At 45.0% G+C, this 15,917-nt stretch carries 16 protein-coding genes; 7 read left to right on the forward strand and 9 right to left on the reverse strand.

Features of this window, described 5'->3' with window-relative positions; genetic code table 11:
* Positions 1-7: 7 nt before the first annotated feature.
* The 5 genes from LZG72_RS29365 to LZG72_RS25000 all read right to left on the reverse strand — a co-directional run bounded on the left by LZG72_RS29365 (position 8) and on the right by LZG72_RS25000 (position 3,877).
* On the reverse strand, positions 8-1,120 hold the full coding sequence (locus LZG72_RS29365; RefSeq protein WP_310590572.1) for a hypothetical protein: 1,113 nt from the start codon (positions 1,118-1,120) through the stop codon (positions 8-10).
* A 42-nt stretch (positions 1,121-1,162) separates the two neighbouring features.
* Positions 1,163-1,537, reverse strand: a complete 375-nt coding sequence (locus tag LZG72_RS24985; RefSeq protein WP_233877870.1) for a diacylglycerol kinase family protein — start codon at positions 1,535-1,537, stop codon at positions 1,163-1,165.
* Complete coding sequence (locus tag LZG72_RS24990) at positions 1,512-2,195, reverse strand: DUF1361 domain-containing protein (RefSeq protein WP_233877871.1); 684 nt, start codon at positions 2,193-2,195, stop codon at positions 1,512-1,514. Before LZG72_RS24990 ends, LZG72_RS24985 begins: the two co-directional genes overlap by 26 nt.
* Before the next feature lie 92 nt (positions 2,196-2,287).
* Positions 2,288-3,199, reverse strand: coding sequence for an SMP-30/gluconolactonase/LRE family protein (locus LZG72_RS24995; protein ID WP_233877872.1), 912 nt, complete (start codon positions 3,197-3,199; stop codon positions 2,288-2,290).
* Positions 3,200-3,223: 24 nt separating this feature from the next.
* Positions 3,224-3,877, reverse strand: coding sequence for a thioredoxin family protein (locus LZG72_RS25000; protein WP_233877873.1), 654 nt, complete (start codon positions 3,875-3,877; stop codon positions 3,224-3,226).
* Between the two features lie 286 nt (positions 3,878-4,163).
* Here LZG72_RS25000 and rplU point away from each other — a divergent pair, with 286 nt between their 5' ends.
* The 6 genes from rplU to LZG72_RS25030 all read left to right on the forward strand — a co-directional run bounded on the left by rplU (position 4,164) and on the right by LZG72_RS25030 (position 9,298).
* Positions 4,164-4,475 carry a 50S ribosomal protein L21 gene (gene rplU / locus LZG72_RS25005; RefSeq protein WP_233877874.1) on the forward strand — a complete coding sequence of 104 codons (312 nt, stop codon included), beginning with the start codon at positions 4,164-4,166 and terminating at the stop codon, positions 4,473-4,475.
* A 73-nt stretch (positions 4,476-4,548) separates the two neighbouring features.
* The gene (rpmA, locus tag LZG72_RS25010) at positions 4,549-4,836 is read left to right on the forward strand and encodes a 50S ribosomal protein L27 (protein WP_233877875.1); all 288 of its coding nucleotides are present in this window, start codon (positions 4,549-4,551) and stop codon (positions 4,834-4,836) included.
* Between the two features lie 151 nt (positions 4,837-4,987).
* The gene (locus tag LZG72_RS25015; RefSeq protein WP_233877876.1) at positions 4,988-5,584 is read left to right on the forward strand and encodes a NifU family protein; all 597 of its coding nucleotides are present in this window, start codon (positions 4,988-4,990) and stop codon (positions 5,582-5,584) included.
* 80 nt (positions 5,585-5,664) lie between these two features.
* Positions 5,665-6,774, forward strand: a complete 1,110-nt coding sequence (locus tag LZG72_RS25020) for a hypothetical protein (protein WP_233877877.1) — start codon at positions 5,665-5,667, stop codon at positions 6,772-6,774.
* A gap of 5 nt (positions 6,775-6,779) precedes the next feature.
* Positions 6,780-7,826, forward strand: a complete 1,047-nt coding sequence (locus LZG72_RS25025; RefSeq protein ID WP_233877878.1) for a ferredoxin--NADP reductase — start codon at positions 6,780-6,782, stop codon at positions 7,824-7,826.
* Between the two features lie 410 nt (positions 7,827-8,236).
* Positions 8,237-9,298, forward strand: coding sequence for a substrate-binding domain-containing protein (locus tag LZG72_RS25030; RefSeq protein ID WP_233877879.1), 1,062 nt, complete (start codon positions 8,237-8,239; stop codon positions 9,296-9,298).
* A 212-nt stretch (positions 9,299-9,510) separates the two neighbouring features.
* On the opposite strand, the gene LZG72_RS25035 is transcribed toward LZG72_RS25030, so the two are convergent.
* The 3 genes from LZG72_RS25035 to rbfA form a co-directional block, all read right to left on the reverse strand.
* Positions 9,511-12,108, reverse strand: a complete 2,598-nt coding sequence (locus LZG72_RS25035) for a M1 family aminopeptidase (protein WP_233877880.1) — start codon at positions 12,106-12,108, stop codon at positions 9,511-9,513.
* Between the two features lie 81 nt (positions 12,109-12,189).
* Entirely contained in the window at positions 12,190-13,416 is a 1,227-nt protein-coding gene (locus tag LZG72_RS25040) for an FtsX-like permease family protein (RefSeq protein WP_233877881.1), read from the reverse strand.
* A gap of 18 nt (positions 13,417-13,434) precedes the next feature.
* The gene (gene rbfA, locus LZG72_RS25045; RefSeq protein ID WP_233877882.1) at positions 13,435-13,818 is read right to left on the reverse strand and encodes a 30S ribosome-binding factor RbfA; all 384 of its coding nucleotides are present in this window, start codon (positions 13,816-13,818) and stop codon (positions 13,435-13,437) included.
* A gap of 130 nt (positions 13,819-13,948) precedes the next feature.
* On the opposite strand from rbfA, the gene LZG72_RS25050 reads away from it, so the two are divergent.
* A complete protein-coding gene (locus LZG72_RS25050) occupies positions 13,949-15,364 on the forward strand; it encodes a hypothetical protein (RefSeq protein ID WP_233877883.1) in 1,416 nt (471 codons plus the stop codon).
* On the opposite strand, the gene rpiB is transcribed toward LZG72_RS25050, so the two are convergent.
* Positions 15,361-15,792, reverse strand: a complete 432-nt coding sequence (rpiB, locus tag LZG72_RS25055; protein WP_233877884.1) for a ribose 5-phosphate isomerase B — start codon at positions 15,790-15,792, stop codon at positions 15,361-15,363. The two genes, LZG72_RS25050 and rpiB, sit on opposite strands and share 4 nt — an antisense overlap.
* Positions 15,793-15,917 lie beyond the last annotated feature (125 nt).

The raw sequence follows: 15,917 nt of genomic DNA on the forward strand, positions 1-15,917 counted from the left end.
GAATATGTTATTGATTGGCTTCCATTAACAGCAGCGCATCCCGGTTCCGGATCCAGACGGCCTGGTCACGCATATTATTTGCCTGCATCGTCAGCACGGAGGAAACTAAGCCCGTACCTACTGAAACCCAGAAGAACTTCTTCAAATTATCCCGATTCCCGGAAATCAGTGAAATAATGGAGCCTGCTGATCCGGCAATTGATATTACTAACCCAATGTTTCTCGTCCGTCGCGACCGCAAGTACAGCCCCATTCCTTCCTGGGAAATCGCAAACTCTCTCAGCAATGCCTTCTGGCCTGCATATGCTACATTATTTTTGACAAAACCGTTGCCATTCCGCATATAAATTGTTTCCGTATCGTACCATTTCCTGGCCCGGCTTGCGGCGGTATCTACCTCAATTTGTGCTTTACTTTCAACAGAAAACAGAACGCACAGTAGTACGACCAGCGCCGCAATTCCTTTATTGCCTTTACTCAGCTTCTCCCGATCATAGCGATTGTGCATCGTCAGACCATAAATAATATGCAAAACACCAAAACCGATTGACCAAAAAAGCAGCGAATAAGCAGTAAAGAAAAGTGCGATACAACCAATTATTATATCAGAAATACCCAGATAGAAAACTTCGGGGTAGGTAAAACGGCTGGCATTCACCAATGCAAGTCCGTAGAAAAATAACGTCGCCGGAAAAACCAGCCAGATCATTCCGTGATGCAGCATAGCCAGACAAAATACCCCCCCGGTCAGCAACGGGATCAGCATGCTGATTAAAAGTCTTTTTGAACTGCCATTCCACAAAGTCAGGCCCCTTTTCCGACCTTTCCGGACTGTGAAAACGATGCCCACGATCAATGAGAAAAATAAGACAAGAAAACCATCGGCCACAACGAACGCAATCACATCCTGCCGGGAGCGTCCGTCATAAAAAGACAATGGAGACTGAATCCCCGCCAGCCAATCGGTTTTGAACCGGATGTAGGCAGCTCCGGCACCCGCCAGTGCAAAAATGCCGGCAAAGACGCCGCTCAGACCGCTAAGTGACAGGAATTTGGAGGATCGCTCCATCAGGTCACGGATTTCGGTCAAGGTGTGCAGCGAATCCTGATTTGAGTTCATAGATCTGTTTCGGGATGAATGCCTGATAAAATAGAGTACATATTACAGATATAGCAATGCTTTTGGGATAAAAATCACTCCGCCCACGATGACAGCGGAAATCGCCAGAATGAGAACGCCGGCAGCAGCGGTATCTTTCACTACTTTGATAACAGGGTGGTAATCCGGTGAAACAAGATCAGCCAGTTTCTCGATAGACGTATTAAATGCCTCCGCAGCCCATACCAGGCCGATCAGGATCACAATGACCATCCATTCTATGGATGAAATTTGAAAAAAAACACCTGCAATGATCACTACAATGCAGGCTATCAAATGAATACGTGCATTATTCTCATATCGAAACAAACTATAAATCCCGACGCCTGCATAGCGAAAGCTTCGAATGGCTTTAAGAATATCGACGGGTCGCTTCATTTTGTTTTAATTCTGCAAAAATATGGAACGCAAAGTACAACAACATGAGCACGAACGAAAACGAGAAAGTGTGTTTTATCGCCAGCGGATCCTGCATACTATGAAATATACCACGCGCCAGCGATCCCGGCTGCGTAACGATATCCCAGCTATTCCAGCGACCATAACGACCCAGAAATACGCCAAAACCACTCGCAAACATCGATATCATGATCACCAGCCAGGCAAGTCTGGCATTCCACCTATATGTAATAATCCGGTGAACAATGCGAATGCTGTAAAGCCCTGTCAAGAAACCGGCAACGGAAAAGGTGAAGATCATGAGTGCATCATACCAGATCATATGTTCCGGAACGCCGCGAAGGTGTTTCAGATCGGTGATGATGTAGGGGGCATTCGGAAAAAAAAGTAGCCAAACGGTCAGGTAAATGGCCAGCAACCAGAATGGCGCGGCTTTTCTGACTTCTCTCTCCCAGACCCATTTGATAAAAACCAGGGGAATCCAGGCGAGAAAAAGATTCCAGGCAAGAAATACGAAGCCCCAGTCTTCAATCAGTATCCGCATTGAAAGTAAAGTCATGGCCGCAGCAGACACGAATGCGAGCAGCGCTACTTTTTGGTTATTTTGTAAGTAACGTGTTAAATCTTCCAGTCTCATAAGTTGAAATTTAAAAGTACTTTGAGTAGCAAAGTAATAAAAGAGAATGCTTCGAACAAAGCATTCTCTTTTATTTAAAATGAAAATTCAGATTATTTCTTGTTGTTCTCGGCAAATGCTTTCATCATAGCCCATTCGCGGCCAGCGGTTTTTGCTGAAAAAGTTTCGAGACAACCCCGATCTTGCAGGGTAATGTAGCAGGTTTTGCCATTGCGGCCACCGAAGCAAATATTGGATACTTTTTTTCCAATTGTCTGGATCACCTGGATCACTTTTCCTTCCGGCGAAAGCACCGCAACCTCGCCTTTTCCATGTCTTGCGATATACAAATTCCCTTCTACGTCGCAACGCATTCCGTCCATTCCGCCGTCCTCGAAGTGATGTAAGAGCTTTTTGTTAGATAATGTACCGTCAGCCGCGAGGTCAAATTGCCAGACATTCCGCTGAACACTTTCATTCACATACAGTTTTTTTTCATCCGGGCTTACGTCAATCCCATTGGTTGTTCCCATTTCGCCGACAGCCAGGCTCACCTTTCCTTCCGGAGTTACATGCCAGATCTGGCCGGTACCCTCTTTCCAGTTAGGGTCTGAACAAAAAATATGGCCTGATGCAGTGATCGCAAGATCGTTTGGCTGGTTCATCTTAGGTTCATTCGCAAACACCGAAATGCCCCTTGTGATCAGGTCTACTTTGAGGATATTATGGCCGGTAAAATCGGCGACGAAAAAGGTATTTTTATCTGAGAAACGTATTCCGTTGCCGGTACTTCCCTTGGGCAAGGTCACAAAGAAACTGGCATTTCCTTTTCGGCTCAGTTGCGCGATCGTACCGTCGCGTGCAAAGTTCACAGCGTATACATTTCCTTCGTCGTCTACCGCCGGGCCTTCACAATTGGAAGTAAATTCACCTTCATTTGAAAATTTCTTGCTTTTAGTCTGGGCAAAGCTGCACTGCACGAAAATAAGCAATGCAGGAATCAGGAGAGTTGTAAATCGGTTCATAGTTAACTCAAAAGATCCGTCAATTTAAGGGTTTTTCCATTTGATCGCACATCCAACCGGCTTTGTAATGGTTGTTACCACCGGTTTTCCGCCAATTAAATTGCTGACTGCTTCCTCCACATATTGTTTCGTAACCCCGGCCGGATCCTGCGGGTTATCGTCGATCATTCCCATATAACGTACGGTAAACTTCGCCCCTGCTTTTTGCAAAACATAAACCTGTGGCGTGCGACCCGCTCCAAATATTTTCGCCACCGATTGAGCATCGTCTGCGAGGTACGGGTAGCCATAGCTTTTTGCCTGGGCACGTTCCTTCATTTTTTCAAAAGTATCATCCTGGTTCGTTCCGGGATCGCTCGGATTAATGGCAATTACAGGAAATCCTTGTGAAGCAAATTTCGCATTCAATCCGATGATCCGATCCTCATAGGCTTTTGCGAAAGGACAGTGATTACTGGTAAAAATGACGATCACGCCTTTCACATTCCCGTAATCGGCCAGCGATACCATATTTCCATCTGTATTTTTCAACCGAAAATTAGCGACGCCATCCCCGATCTGATAACCTGCCTGATTTTGCTTTTCCTCAATCGAGACCACTATTTTCGGGTCTCCTGAGTCCGAAAATCCAGGAAAACTCAAACTGACCAACATGGAAATCCACAGACAAATCTTCATTCCTTTGTGTTTAGTATTCATTCTATGGTCAGACGTATTTTCTCACCAAAAGTAACATCCGACCTTGTTAAAGATTGTTAAGATACTACAAACCTTTGATGTCTAAACGTTGGCGGCCTGATCAATCATATAAAGATACAGTTTTGGCTACCTTTAACTATGCGTATCCAATATTTCCATGCCCGGGTTTCGCCATGGAATATTCTGCCTAATGCGTTGTAATTCTGCATTTAGCTGATTATCTTTGCACCTCGTTTTTGAATCCAGTATACAATCAATTATTAACATGTACGCAATCGTAGAAATCGCAGGTCAGCAATTTAAAGTTGAAAAGGGTCGCGAAATCTTCACGCATAGGCTTGAAGGTGACGTGAACGCTGCACTTGTATTTGACAAAGTCCTTCTCGTTGATAACGAAGGCATAGTACAGGTAGGTCTTCCAACAGTAGCAGGAGCTTCTGTAAAAGTAACTGTACTTGAACACCTTAAAGGTGAAAAGGTAATCGTCTTCAAAAAGAAAAGACGTAAAGGCTACCGGGTTAAAAATGGTCACCGTCAATATCTGACCAAGATTAGCATCGACGAAATCGTTGCCTAAATTTTAGCTTTGACAATCCGCGAGGAAAGTCTTTTCAGTTTAATCAGGAAATTATCATTAATACTAAGATATCATGGCACATAAGAAAGGTGTAGGTAGCTCGAGAAACGGACGTGAATCAGAAAGCAAGCGTCTTGGAGTAAAATTATTCGGTGGCCAGCTTGCCAAAGCCGGTAACATTCTGGTTCGTCAGCGTGGCACAAAACACAACCCTGGCAAAAACGTAGGTATCGGTCGTGACCATACTTTGTTTGCACTGGTTGCAGGAAACGTGGTTTTCCGCAAAACTCGTGAGAACAGGTCTTACGTTCACATCGAACCAGTCGTAGAAGCTGTTGCTGAAACTGCTGCAGAAGCATAAGTCACTCAGTTGACTCACTATATCAGTTAAAAACCCGTTGGACAAAGTGTCTGACGGGTTTTTTATTTTAAAGCTTCCGGATCCCGCAACCAAAAGAGGCTTTTCGTTGTTTCCCAGAAGAGTTATTTTACCCAAATCAGAAATATTCAACATGTTGACACGCCCGGTTTTTGTATATACAGAATTAAGCCCGAACCCCAATTCAATGAAGTTCGTATTGAACTTCGAACTTGTTCCCGACGGGCTTTCATTCGATTACCCTTCTCTGGAAGCTGCGTTGGAAGAAGGAAAAGCTTCGCCGCTCGCCTCTGATCTTTTCCAGTTTCCGCACGTGAAAAGGGTGTTCATCGCGAGCAATTTCATTACGATTACCAAAGACGATACCAATGCCTGGGAAGAAGTTTTGCGCGATACCAAACAGTTTATCAAAATATACTTCGAAGAAAACCACCCGGTTTTTGAACAAAAAACGATTGATAAAAACACACTGATCGTAGACTCGAGAGATTCAGATACGGTTCAAAAAATTAAGTCTGCATTAGACCAATACGTTCGTCCGGCAGTGGAGTCTGATGGTGGCGCCATTAACTTCCATTCGTTTGATGAAGATTCAGGCGTGGTAAAAGTCTTGCTACAAGGTTCCTGCAGCGGATGCCCGTCATCTACACTTACATTAAAAGCGGGTATCGAAAACTTGCTGACACGCATGGTACCCGATGTAAAAGAGGTTGTCGCCGAAGGAATTTAAGTTTTTCAGATTCTTGCATTTTGAAACCCTGTCATTTGGCGGGGTTTCTTTTTTTAATGGGTTTTGTTAGTTTCGGGGATATGGATCAGCCTTTGCGGAAGTTTATTGAAAAGATCGAAAACCTGCAGTCCGATGGCGACGGACTTTTTCCGAAAGGTATATTTCCTGCAAAACGAGTGAACCCGCTGATCGGCTACCAGCGCCCCGACACCACGATATTCTACTCTGCAATAATCTGCTTCACCCTGCAATGCATTCGAAAAAGCTGCGACCCGGACATGCAGCAGAAAATGGATATGGTTTGCGCAAAAGTGATTGCCAACTATCCCGAATTTCAAAATAAGGATGGGCTAAAAACCTATAACTTCTGGAAAACAAAACCTTCCAGACATTTTCCAGGCGGGTTCATTTTCAGGCATTTCGAACATTTCCGGATACCCGACGATGTAGACGATACCGCCTTTATATACCTGACTTCCAACCCCTCATCCGATGAAGTTAACTGGCTTAAAAGCAAGCTGGCACTCCACGCAAACGGGAAGAAACAACGTATCAAAAATACTTATCCTGAATACAAATCGCTGGCTGCCTACTCCACCTGGTTTGGGAAAAATATGTATATCGAGTTCGATGTCAGTGTTTTGAGTAATATCATGTATTGCATTTTGCATTATAATCTGCCATTCAATGAGCATGATGCTGCCAGCCTGGAATACATTCGTTCGGTCATCGAGACGGACCGTTATTTAAATGCACCGTTTCGGTGCGCGCACCAATATCCCCGCACCCCGCTGATTATTTACCATGTCACCCGCCTGATCGCCGCATTTGATCCGGAAATTTTGAAACCGATCCGTGAGAAGCTGATCCAGGATTCAAAACAACTTCTTGCTGAAACTTCCGGTTACATGGATAAGGTAATCCTGTCAACTTCATTAATGCGCTTAGGGACCAGAACGGAGCGGATTCCGGTTGAACATTTTACTGCCGAAGATTTCAAAGGTTTCTATTTTTTTATAGCCGGATTATTGACAGCATATGAAAATCCCGTACTCTACAAATTATCGGCGAACCCACTTTTTCACATGCATTGGATTTGCGAGGCACATTGCTGGACACTTTTGGCCGAGTATGAAGTGCTCTGGAACAATTCTGTACAGAAACAGTCTGAACATGGAAATCCGATTTAAACCAAATGGCTGACACCACGATATCATTACGGGTAAAAAGCATTATCTCCGAAAGCCCGGAGGCTAAAACATTCATTTTCGAGCGAACAGATGGTCTTGAATTAGCATACAAAGCAGGTCAGTTCCTGACCTTTCTGATCCCCATGCATGGGCATGACGTGCGCCGCTCCTATTCCATGAGCTCGGCACCTGGCGTCGATGCATTACCTGCGATAACGGTCAAACGTGTTCCAAATGGAGAAATATCCCGTTTCTGGATTGATACGGTAAAAGAAGGTGACGTATTTCGGAGCCTGGCGCCATCGGGACGGTTTGTGCTCGAAGAATCCGATCAGGTGCAAAAAGACATTTTTTTAATCGGCGCAGGAAGTGGCATAACCCCGCTCTTTTCCATCCTAAAACAAACGTTAACCCAAAACATACAAAATCACGTTACGCTGATTTACGCAAGCCGGAATGTGACACATACTATGTTTTGGCAAGAGATAACTGACTGGCATAACCGCTATCCCGATCGGTTACAGGTCATTCATATTCACAGCCAGCCAGCAGATGAATGGAACGGGATACGGGGCAGGATCAACAATACCCGACTGGAACAGATCGTTAACCGCTCACTTCGTTTTGATCGTCGAAATGCCCGTTTCTATGTTTGCGGGCCATTTGATCTCATGCGTTCGGCGGAGATCACTCTGCATTTTATGGGTTTTTCAAATGAACAGATCCGCAAGGAAAATTTCGTGATTACAGCACCTCCGCCTCCACCGCCCATTTCATTTCCACATCCCATCACGCTCCATTTTCGGCAAAAGACATATCAGTTAATTGTTCCTGCACATACCACCGTGCTTGACGCGGCCTTGTCGCAGAATATTTATTTACCATATAGTTGCAAAGGCGGGCGTTGCTCGACCTGCGCTGGTATATGTAAAACCGGAAAAGTTCACATGAGTGTAAACGAAGTACTAACGGATCGGGATCTGAATGAAGGCTGGATACTTCCCTGCTCCGCTTATGTGGACAGCGACGACGTTGTCATTGACATTCCTTAAACAAAGAAGCGTACGACGCTCTGTCATACGCTTCCCGGGATTTAGGATTAGCAAAACTTAATAATATGAAGAAAAGGTTAAAGGTTAGGATTCAGGTGTAAGAGCAAGGAACGTCGAATATCTTCAATGCAAAATATAGTGTAAAACTGATTAATCCTAACAAACCTTGTAAAAGTGTTCGAACACACACGCGGTTTATACGTCCGGGTTCGTACCCGATTTGAAAGGCTTGTTTTTTCTTGTACAATAGTAAAACTAAACCATAAAATGATAATCTCAAATTTATTATAAAAAAAATTTGAAAAATATCTTATATGAAAATCGGTGACAAAGCTGGACGTTTTATCGCTGGTTTATCATTAGTTATTAGTTTTGCAGGCTTTTATAGAAAGTCTCCGAAATAGGTCATTGTGAAAAAAAGAATTGTCAGAATAAAAGATATAGCCGAAAAGGCTCAGACTTCTAAGGGTACGGTAGATCGTGTGCTGCATAACCGGGGGCGCGTGGCTGATGATGTCAGAGAACGCATTTTGGGTATTATTAAGGAATTGAATTACGAGCCTAATTTCATCGCTCAATCGCTGAAATCGCAACGTACTTTTAATCTGGCCGCTCTCATTCCCGATCCGGCCCTGGATTCGTACTGGGCTGCGCCAAAAACCGGGTTGGAAAAAGCGGAGAAGGAGCTGAGGCAATATGGCGTTTACATTACCCCGTTTATTTTCAATTCGCATGACGACAAGTCTTTTATTGAGAAAGCGAAAGAGGTTACCGAAGAGAAACCCGATGGGTTATTAATTGCGCCGATCTTTTATAAAGAAGCTTTGCCGTTCTTTAAAGAATGGGCGGAAATGGGTATCCCGTACGTACTCTTTAATACGCAGATCGAACATGTAAATCCACTGTGCTACATTGGGCAGGATTCCTACCGAAGTGGTTCCCTGGCTGCGAAAATCCTTCATTTTGGATTACAGACGCCGGGCAGTATTTTGATTGCACATGTGAATGAGGATATTTCCAATTCAGCGCATTTAATTACCAAAGAAGAAGGTTTCAGGGATTACTTTAATACCGGGACCGGTACCGGATTCTCGATCATCAGCCAGGAAATTCATTTCCCCGATCATGAGCCGATCGATGAAGAATTTGATAAAATCGCCGCTGCGAATCCAGACCTCAAAGCAGTATACGTTACCAATTCAAAGGCATTTCAGGTTGCGGAATATCTTGAAAAAAGAAAGCTGACAAACATTAAGCTGGTCGGTTATGATTTGATCGAGCCCAACCTGCATTATCTGAACAATGAAATAATCAGTTTTCTGATCAATCAAAACCCGCTCGGGCAAGGTTACTGGGGGATTCATCAGCTAGCTAACCACCTGGTTTTCAAAAAGGAAATCCCACCCATTAAGTTTCTGCCACTGGATATCATTACCCGGGAAAACCTGGATTATTATTTGAATCCGGAGTGACGGGGGAGCTGGTTTGGAATGGTTCGGGAGGGTTGTGTCTCGTCATTTGTTGTCATTGTTAGTCATTTGTAGTCATTGATTGTCATTTTGTTGTCATTGAGTGTCATACGTATTGATTAAGGTAATGACCGCTACCCAAATCACCGCAACAATGAATGACCATAAGTGACAACAAATGACTATTAATTGACCAAACTCCCCCGCCAAAAAACCTACAAATCCCCAAACTGGCTATACATTTCCTTTAACTTTGGCTCGGTTTCCTTGGCGCGGATGTCCTTACGCAATGCAGTCACGCCCTGAATGTCTGTGAGCAGACCGAGTGCCTGAAATGCACCGAACCGAACGAAATACGAGGTATTATCCCTTGCAAGACCTTCGAGCACGGGAATGCTTTTTCGCTGGATATCTTGCTTTGATTTGATCAGGTACTTTCCGAAAACCTGCAAAAAATTGTATTTCTCGGTCGGTATCATCGACTTCATCTTTTGCAGGAACCAGTCAAATCGTTCCGGTTGTGCGAGCCCGGCGTAGTAATTGGCTACTGAGGTCACAATCGCATCATTCGGCGAATTCTCGAATTGGGCAGCAATTTCATTCGCATCATTTGGCTGGCCCATCAGGTACTTTTCAATAGCCACCGACACAACCTGGTATGAACTGTCACTCAATGCAGCCCTGAAAATAGGATCACTGTTGTTATCGCCAAAAGAGGCGAGGGTAATAATGGCTTCTGCCCTCACCTGCGGATGCGGATCCGAGCCCGCCAGCCTTTGTATCGTCTTCTCAATATCCACAAACCCTACCCCGTCATATTCGGCGAAATTGCTGACAGCCATTTGCCTGAACTTCCAGAATGGATCGGTCATCGCTTTTTCGATGATATTTTTTACGGTACTATCAGCCATAGCACCTTCAAGCTGCGAAAGCGCCTCATATTTGTGTAAAAAACGGTCCGCATTCAGATACTGAAACTGCATTTCCGGACGGTTCTTCTCGTGTTCTACAACACCTAACAACTGTGCGTCGGAGTCAAATATCACCAGGTCAGGCTTTTTTGCGGCCGGGAATTCCAGTGTTTGATTGGCCTTTTCAATCAGCACTTCATAGCTGTTTTTCTTACCACTCACCCATACATCCACCTTCAAAGGCAAACGATATACCGTTGTTGCGAGCGTATCTTGTGTCTGTCTCACTTTCAATGTAACCTTCCCGGTCGCTGCCACGTAATCCTGCTGCACTTTCAACGCAGGATGGCCGGGGCGGTGGAACCACTGATCAAAAAACCAGTTCAGATCTTGCCCTGTAATCTTTTCAAACGATTCTCTGAGGTCATCGATTTCGGCGGTTCCGAATGCATGCGTTTTGAGGTAATCCTGCAATGCGGCAAAGAATGCATCATCGCCAACGTAATTTCTCAGCATATGCAGAATTCGCCCGCCTTTTGCGTAGGAATGGCTGTCAAACATATTCTCCCGGTCTTTATAAAAATACCGGATCATCGGCTCCTGCTTTGTCTCCGATTCGAGCATATATGCCTTCATTTCCTGCAAATTTCCCCAATCAGCCTCGTACTTACCATCATTGTACTCACTCCACAAATATTCGGAGTAATTCGCAAACGACTCATTTAAAGGCAACTGGCCCCACTCTTCGGCGGTAACGTAATTACCAAACCAATGATGCGCCAGCTCATGGGCGATTACCGCATCCGAGTTGCCGTCTACCAGTGATTTTGTATCGTTCTGAACAGCTTCTTCATGAACCGTCGCCGTGGTATTTTCCATTGCACCTGCCACAAAGTCCCTCACAGCAATCTGGGCATACTTTTCCCAAGGGAATTGTACTCCGAAAACGTTTGTAAAAAATCCGATCATCTCAGGTGTGCGCCCAAAAATCGCATGTGCATCCGGCCCATACTTTGGCTCCACGTAATAGCTCAGTTCCAATCCGTTTGGCATCATATCCTTCGCTACCGCGAAGTTTCCGACCGCCAGCATCGCGAGATATGGCGCATGCGGCAACGACTGTTTCCAGTGATCCGTGCGCGTCCCTTTTTTACCCTCCTTTTGGTCGATAAGCAATCCGTTTGACAAAGTCACATAGCTGCTATCAACGGTAATGAAAAAATCCTGGGTGAATTTCTGGTTCGGCGCATCGATGGTGGGAAACCAGCATGAACTCCCCTCGGTCTCACCTTGCGTCCAGATCTGCCGTGGCTTCCCTTCGTCAAGCCCATCCGCATTAATGAAATAAAGGCCTTTATCTGTTACACTATCATCTGCTTTTCCTCTGGGCACGTCATTCGGGCGGGCGGTGTAGTCTATTTTGACAAGAAGTGTATCTTTTTTCGTGTAGTTCTGGCCAAGCTTGATGATCAGCTTTCGCTTATCATAGCTGTATTCCAGCTTTTTGACCACTTTCTTCGCAATTTCCTCAGTGGTTAAAGAACCATAATCACCCACGGTATCGAGCATTACCACGCCTTTTATATCAAATCCTTTGGCATCGAGTTCGAGGGTGTTTTGTGGATAGAAATGAGGCTTGAATTTCAATACTGCGGAAGCGGGCACTTGTTGTTTTACCCAATCAAACTGTACGTCCAGACGTGTGTAGATAATCTCGCTTTTCTTGGCCCGCGCCGGACGATAAGGTCCTTTTGGAGATACTGTTCCCGGATTTCTGCGATACGTGGTATCTGTCCGGGAAATTGGATTGGAGCCTTGACTTATTAATGGTAAAAGGAGTAATATTCCAAAAATTGAAAAGATAAATCGGTTCAATAAAAAACGCTTAGTGTGACCGGTCATATCTGCTTTCCGATTGAGTGCTCGTGTATAAATCAATGTAATTTAATTAGATATAACATTAGTACCGCATACTTGCGGCTATTAAACTCTTAAGATCAAACCCGCATCGGCAGCCCTGCGGGCCGGAATGTAGGATACGACCATAGTAATCATAACGACGATAATACCTGTGTAGAGTATGTCGTCCCAGATTAATTTGACAGGATATGCATCGACCAGCGACGTCGCCATGCCCATTGAAACAAGTTCGTATTTCATCTGCGCCCAGCATAACAATACCCCCGCGCAAATGCCGAATATCGCCCCCGAGAATGCGACAATGGCTCCCTCAGCCAGGAAAATTTTCCGTATCAGGGCAGGTGTTGCTCCCAATGCATACAACATCGACACGTCCTTTTTCTTCTCGATGGCCAGCATACTCAGCGAAAAGAAGATGTTGATCGCAGCGACGAGGATAATCAGCGACAATGTAACCGCCACGAACAGTTTCTCCATTTTGATTGCCCGGAGCAAATCTGCATTTAAAAAGTCGCGGTCTTTCACAACGAACTTGTCCCCTATTTTCTCAGCGATTTGGGCACTTACTTTTGCTTCACTAAATCCCGGCGTAAGAAATACTTCCAGCGCCGAACGCGAGCCTCGGTACTGCATCAGCGAATCCACCAGGGCAATGGGTGCGATCACATAATCGTCATACCGCGCTTCAATGGAGAAAACACCGCCCGCACGAAGCGATAATTGATTAAATGCCTCAGGCGAAGTAAGACTAAGTACTTTTTTATCAGTGCGCGGGTATAAAACTTCCAGCGGCACGGCGATATCTTCCAGCGAAATAGACAATGAATTGCGGATTCCTTCTGAAATAATGGCATAAGGTGTTCCTTTAAACCCATATAACTGAAGTGACCCTTCTACGAGTGCCGTGTCGAGCTGGCCTTGCTTTTGAAACGTACTGTCAACTCCTTTTAACCGCACATATATCTGCAGATTCCCATATCTTGCCAGCGCATTGTCCTCGATCACCTGCGTTACCAGCCTCACTCCCTCCACCGATCTGACTGCGTTCAGCAGCGAATCAGTCATTTTGAAACGTTTTCCCTCGAAAGGCATAACCTTCACATCCGCATCGAATGTTTTGAAGATCTTTCGGTTCAAGTCTTCCATTCCATTAAAAACCGACAAAACAACGACCATAGCCATTGTTCCGACAGCTACACCAGCCATAGCAATACGTGCGATGAGGCTAATGAAACTCCGTTTGTTGCGGGAAAAGAAGTATCGGATGGCAATGCGGTAAGAAAGATTCATGATCAGCGAGGATTGGAATCAATGGGAATCTTCTTCCTCGTCGGGCTGCGCTGGCGGAATGACGATATCTGAAAACAGTAGGTCCATTTTAGCTGCATATTCCGCCGTATCATCCATGTAAAACTGCAGATGCGGCACAATGCGAAGCTGATGGCGGACTCTTTCTGCCAGCTTCTGGCGAATAAACCGGGTATTTTCTTTTATCGTTTCCAGTAAAATCGTCTTCTTATTATCGGGCAAAAAACTGAGATATGCCCTGGCAATACTCAGGTCTGGCGTTACACGCACTGCGGTGATCGTCACAAACGAACCATTGGTTAAATGCTGAGCATCTTTCTGAAATATCTCCCCCAGGTCCTTTTGTATCTGCCTGCCTACTTTTTGTTGTCTTTTCGATTCCATATCTTAAATTCAATCACTCCCTTCACTCTTTACGTCAAGTACAAATATCCGCACTTATTTTGTTTTTGTAGAAAGTGGAGTTGTAATTTCGTGAAAGTTATTCCCGTTAGCTACATAATCTGCATGCTACTTGCTTAGTTTTTTTCGCGTCAACGCACGGTACCAGACCATCAGTTTAGTCGTTTTTTTTCTGCTGCTGCGTCTGCCTTTTTTTCTGGGTGGTGCGCCTTTGCTTATACCTGAGCTCAACTGGATGCTTGTGGGCGAGCAGATGGGCCGGGGATTTATGCTTTACCGCGATGTATGGGATAATGTGAGTCCGTTTTCAGGCCTTACCTACTGGCTGATCGACACGCTTTTCGGGAGAACGCCATTTGCCTACCACTTTGCGGCAATGGGCGTTTCCCTCGTCCAGATCCTTTATTTCAATTATGTAATCCATTCGCGGGAGGTTTTCCCGGAACGCACATTCCTCCCAGGTGCATTGTATGCACTTTTTCTGAACATTTCATTCGACATGGGGACACTTTCTCCGATGTTGATGGCGAATACGTTCCTGCTGTTTGCCTTCGGGTCGATCGTGAAAATGCTGGTCAGAAGAGAGGTAACCACGCAGGTTTTTGAGATGGGACTTTATATTGGTATCGCGACCTTGTTTTATCTGCCGGCTTCATTATTCATGATCTGGGCTTTTCTCGCGCTGCTGTTTTATACTGGCTCCACATTTCGCCACCACCTGCTCGGTTTTTTCGGCTCCGTTTTCCCATTGTTAATGGTCGTGCTTTTCTTCTACCTCAACAATGGAATCGAGAGCCTCAACCGGAACTTGTTAACCTCTGTTTTTCAGGCGAAACAATATAATCTCAACGATTTCTCTTCCCTGCTGGCTTCGTTACTTTTGCCCCTGGGTTTCGGGATAATGGGTTTTATGCGGATTTTCACTACCCTGCGATTTGTAAACTACCAGACCAGGATTCAGCAGGTAATGGCGTTGTGGTTCATTGCAGCTGTGTTTACAATTCCGTTAATGCAGTTTCTCGCGCCGATGCAATTTGTGATCTTCGTCCCGCCTGCCGCATTCTTTGCAACCCATTATTTCCAGAGTTTCAAGAAAAACAGCTGGGCGGATGAATTACAGTTTACCTTAATGAGCGCTGTAATTATCTTAATCCAATATCAGGGATTGCGGGGAGTGATTCCGGGGATTTCAATGGGGAAACTTGAAAATCTGAGAGCAAAGCCTGCCGATCTGCCGGATCAGATTACAGGCAAACGCATTCTCGTACTCGGTCAGCATTCCGGAGAATATATCAATAATCTTACTGCAACACCGTACCTCAACTGGGAGCTGGCAAGCTACGATTTACAAAATCTCGACAATTTCGACAGTGTAATCCACGTATACGACAATTTCAAAAAGGATCCCCCGGATTATGTCGTCGACAAGGCTAACATAATGCCGAAACTTCTTAATCGCGTTCCGGCACTAAAAAAGCAATATGGCCTGAGTCAATGGAAAGGCATTTATCAGCGAACCGACATTTAGCACGAAATTTTATCAACCCGCGTCTGGTGCCGTCCACCTTCAAATTCAGTCGCCAGAAATGCTTCCAGGCTCGCCAATGCCGTTTCTAATTCAATAAATCTTACCGGAAAGCAAATTACGTTCGCATCGTTATGCTGGCGGGCGAGTGGCGCAAGTGGCAAATCCCAAACCAATGCCGCCCGGATCCCCTGGTGTTTATTTGCGGTAATGCAAACTCCCTGGCCGCTGCCGCACAGTAAAACGCCTTTTTCAAATTCTCCGCTTTCCACCGCATTGGATACCGGATGCGCAAAATCCGCGTAATCAGCCGAATCAGCACTATAAGTCCCGAAATCCTTCACTTCAAAGCCATTTGTAGTAAGCCATTCTATGATCGGCTCTTTGTAAGGAAACCCGGCATGGTCTCCTCCAATAGCAATTTTTCTCATTACTTTGTTGTTAACTATAACCCGCCGTATTTGAATCGGGCCGGAGATAAAATTAAAAGATTCTATTTTTAATGATAATAGCCAAAGTTACTATTATCTCATTCAACAACTAAATCGAGTTCGTG

The organism is Dyadobacter sp. CY323, from assembly GCF_021390245.1.
GTDB lineage: Bacteria > Bacteroidota > Bacteroidia > Cytophagales > Spirosomataceae > Dyadobacter.

Excerpts from the sequence above, each read along its gene's own strand:
- LZG72_RS29365 (WP_310590572.1), bottom strand. The coding sequence starts at position 1,120 with ATGAACTCAAATCAGGATTCGCTGCACACCTTGACCGAAATCCGTGAC.
- LZG72_RS24985 (WP_233877870.1), bottom strand. The coding sequence starts at position 1,537 with ATGAAGCGACCCGTCGATATTCTTAAAGCCATTCGAAGCTTTCGCTAT.
- LZG72_RS24990 (WP_233877871.1), bottom strand. The coding sequence starts at position 2,195 with ATGAGACTGGAAGATTTAACACGTTACTTACAAAATAACCAAAAAGTA.
- LZG72_RS24995 (WP_233877872.1), bottom strand. The coding sequence starts at position 3,199 with ATGAACCGATTTACAACTCTCCTGATTCCTGCATTGCTTATTTTCGTG.
- LZG72_RS25000 (WP_233877873.1), bottom strand. The coding sequence starts at position 3,877 with ATGAAGATTTGTCTGTGGATTTCCATGTTGGTCAGTTTGAGTTTTCCT.
- rplU (WP_233877874.1), top strand. The coding sequence starts at position 4,164 with ATGTACGCAATCGTAGAAATCGCAGGTCAGCAATTTAAAGTTGAAAAG.
- rpmA (WP_233877875.1), top strand. The coding sequence starts at position 4,549 with ATGGCACATAAGAAAGGTGTAGGTAGCTCGAGAAACGGACGTGAATCA.
- LZG72_RS25015 (WP_233877876.1), top strand. The coding sequence starts at position 4,988 with ATGTTGACACGCCCGGTTTTTGTATATACAGAATTAAGCCCGAACCCC.
- LZG72_RS25020 (WP_233877877.1), top strand. The coding sequence starts at position 5,665 with ATGGATCAGCCTTTGCGGAAGTTTATTGAAAAGATCGAAAACCTGCAG.
- LZG72_RS25025 (WP_233877878.1), top strand. The coding sequence starts at position 6,780 with ATGGCTGACACCACGATATCATTACGGGTAAAAAGCATTATCTCCGAA.
- LZG72_RS25035 (WP_233877880.1), bottom strand. The coding sequence starts at position 12,108 with ATGACCGGTCACACTAAGCGTTTTTTATTGAACCGATTTATCTTTTCA.
- LZG72_RS25040 (WP_233877881.1), bottom strand. The coding sequence starts at position 13,416 with ATGAATCTTTCTTACCGCATTGCCATCCGATACTTCTTTTCCCGCAAC.
- rbfA (WP_233877882.1), bottom strand. The coding sequence starts at position 13,818 with ATGGAATCGAAAAGACAACAAAAAGTAGGCAGGCAGATACAAAAGGAC.
- rpiB (WP_233877884.1), bottom strand. The coding sequence starts at position 15,792 with ATGAGAAAAATTGCTATTGGAGGAGACCATGCCGGGTTTCCTTACAAA.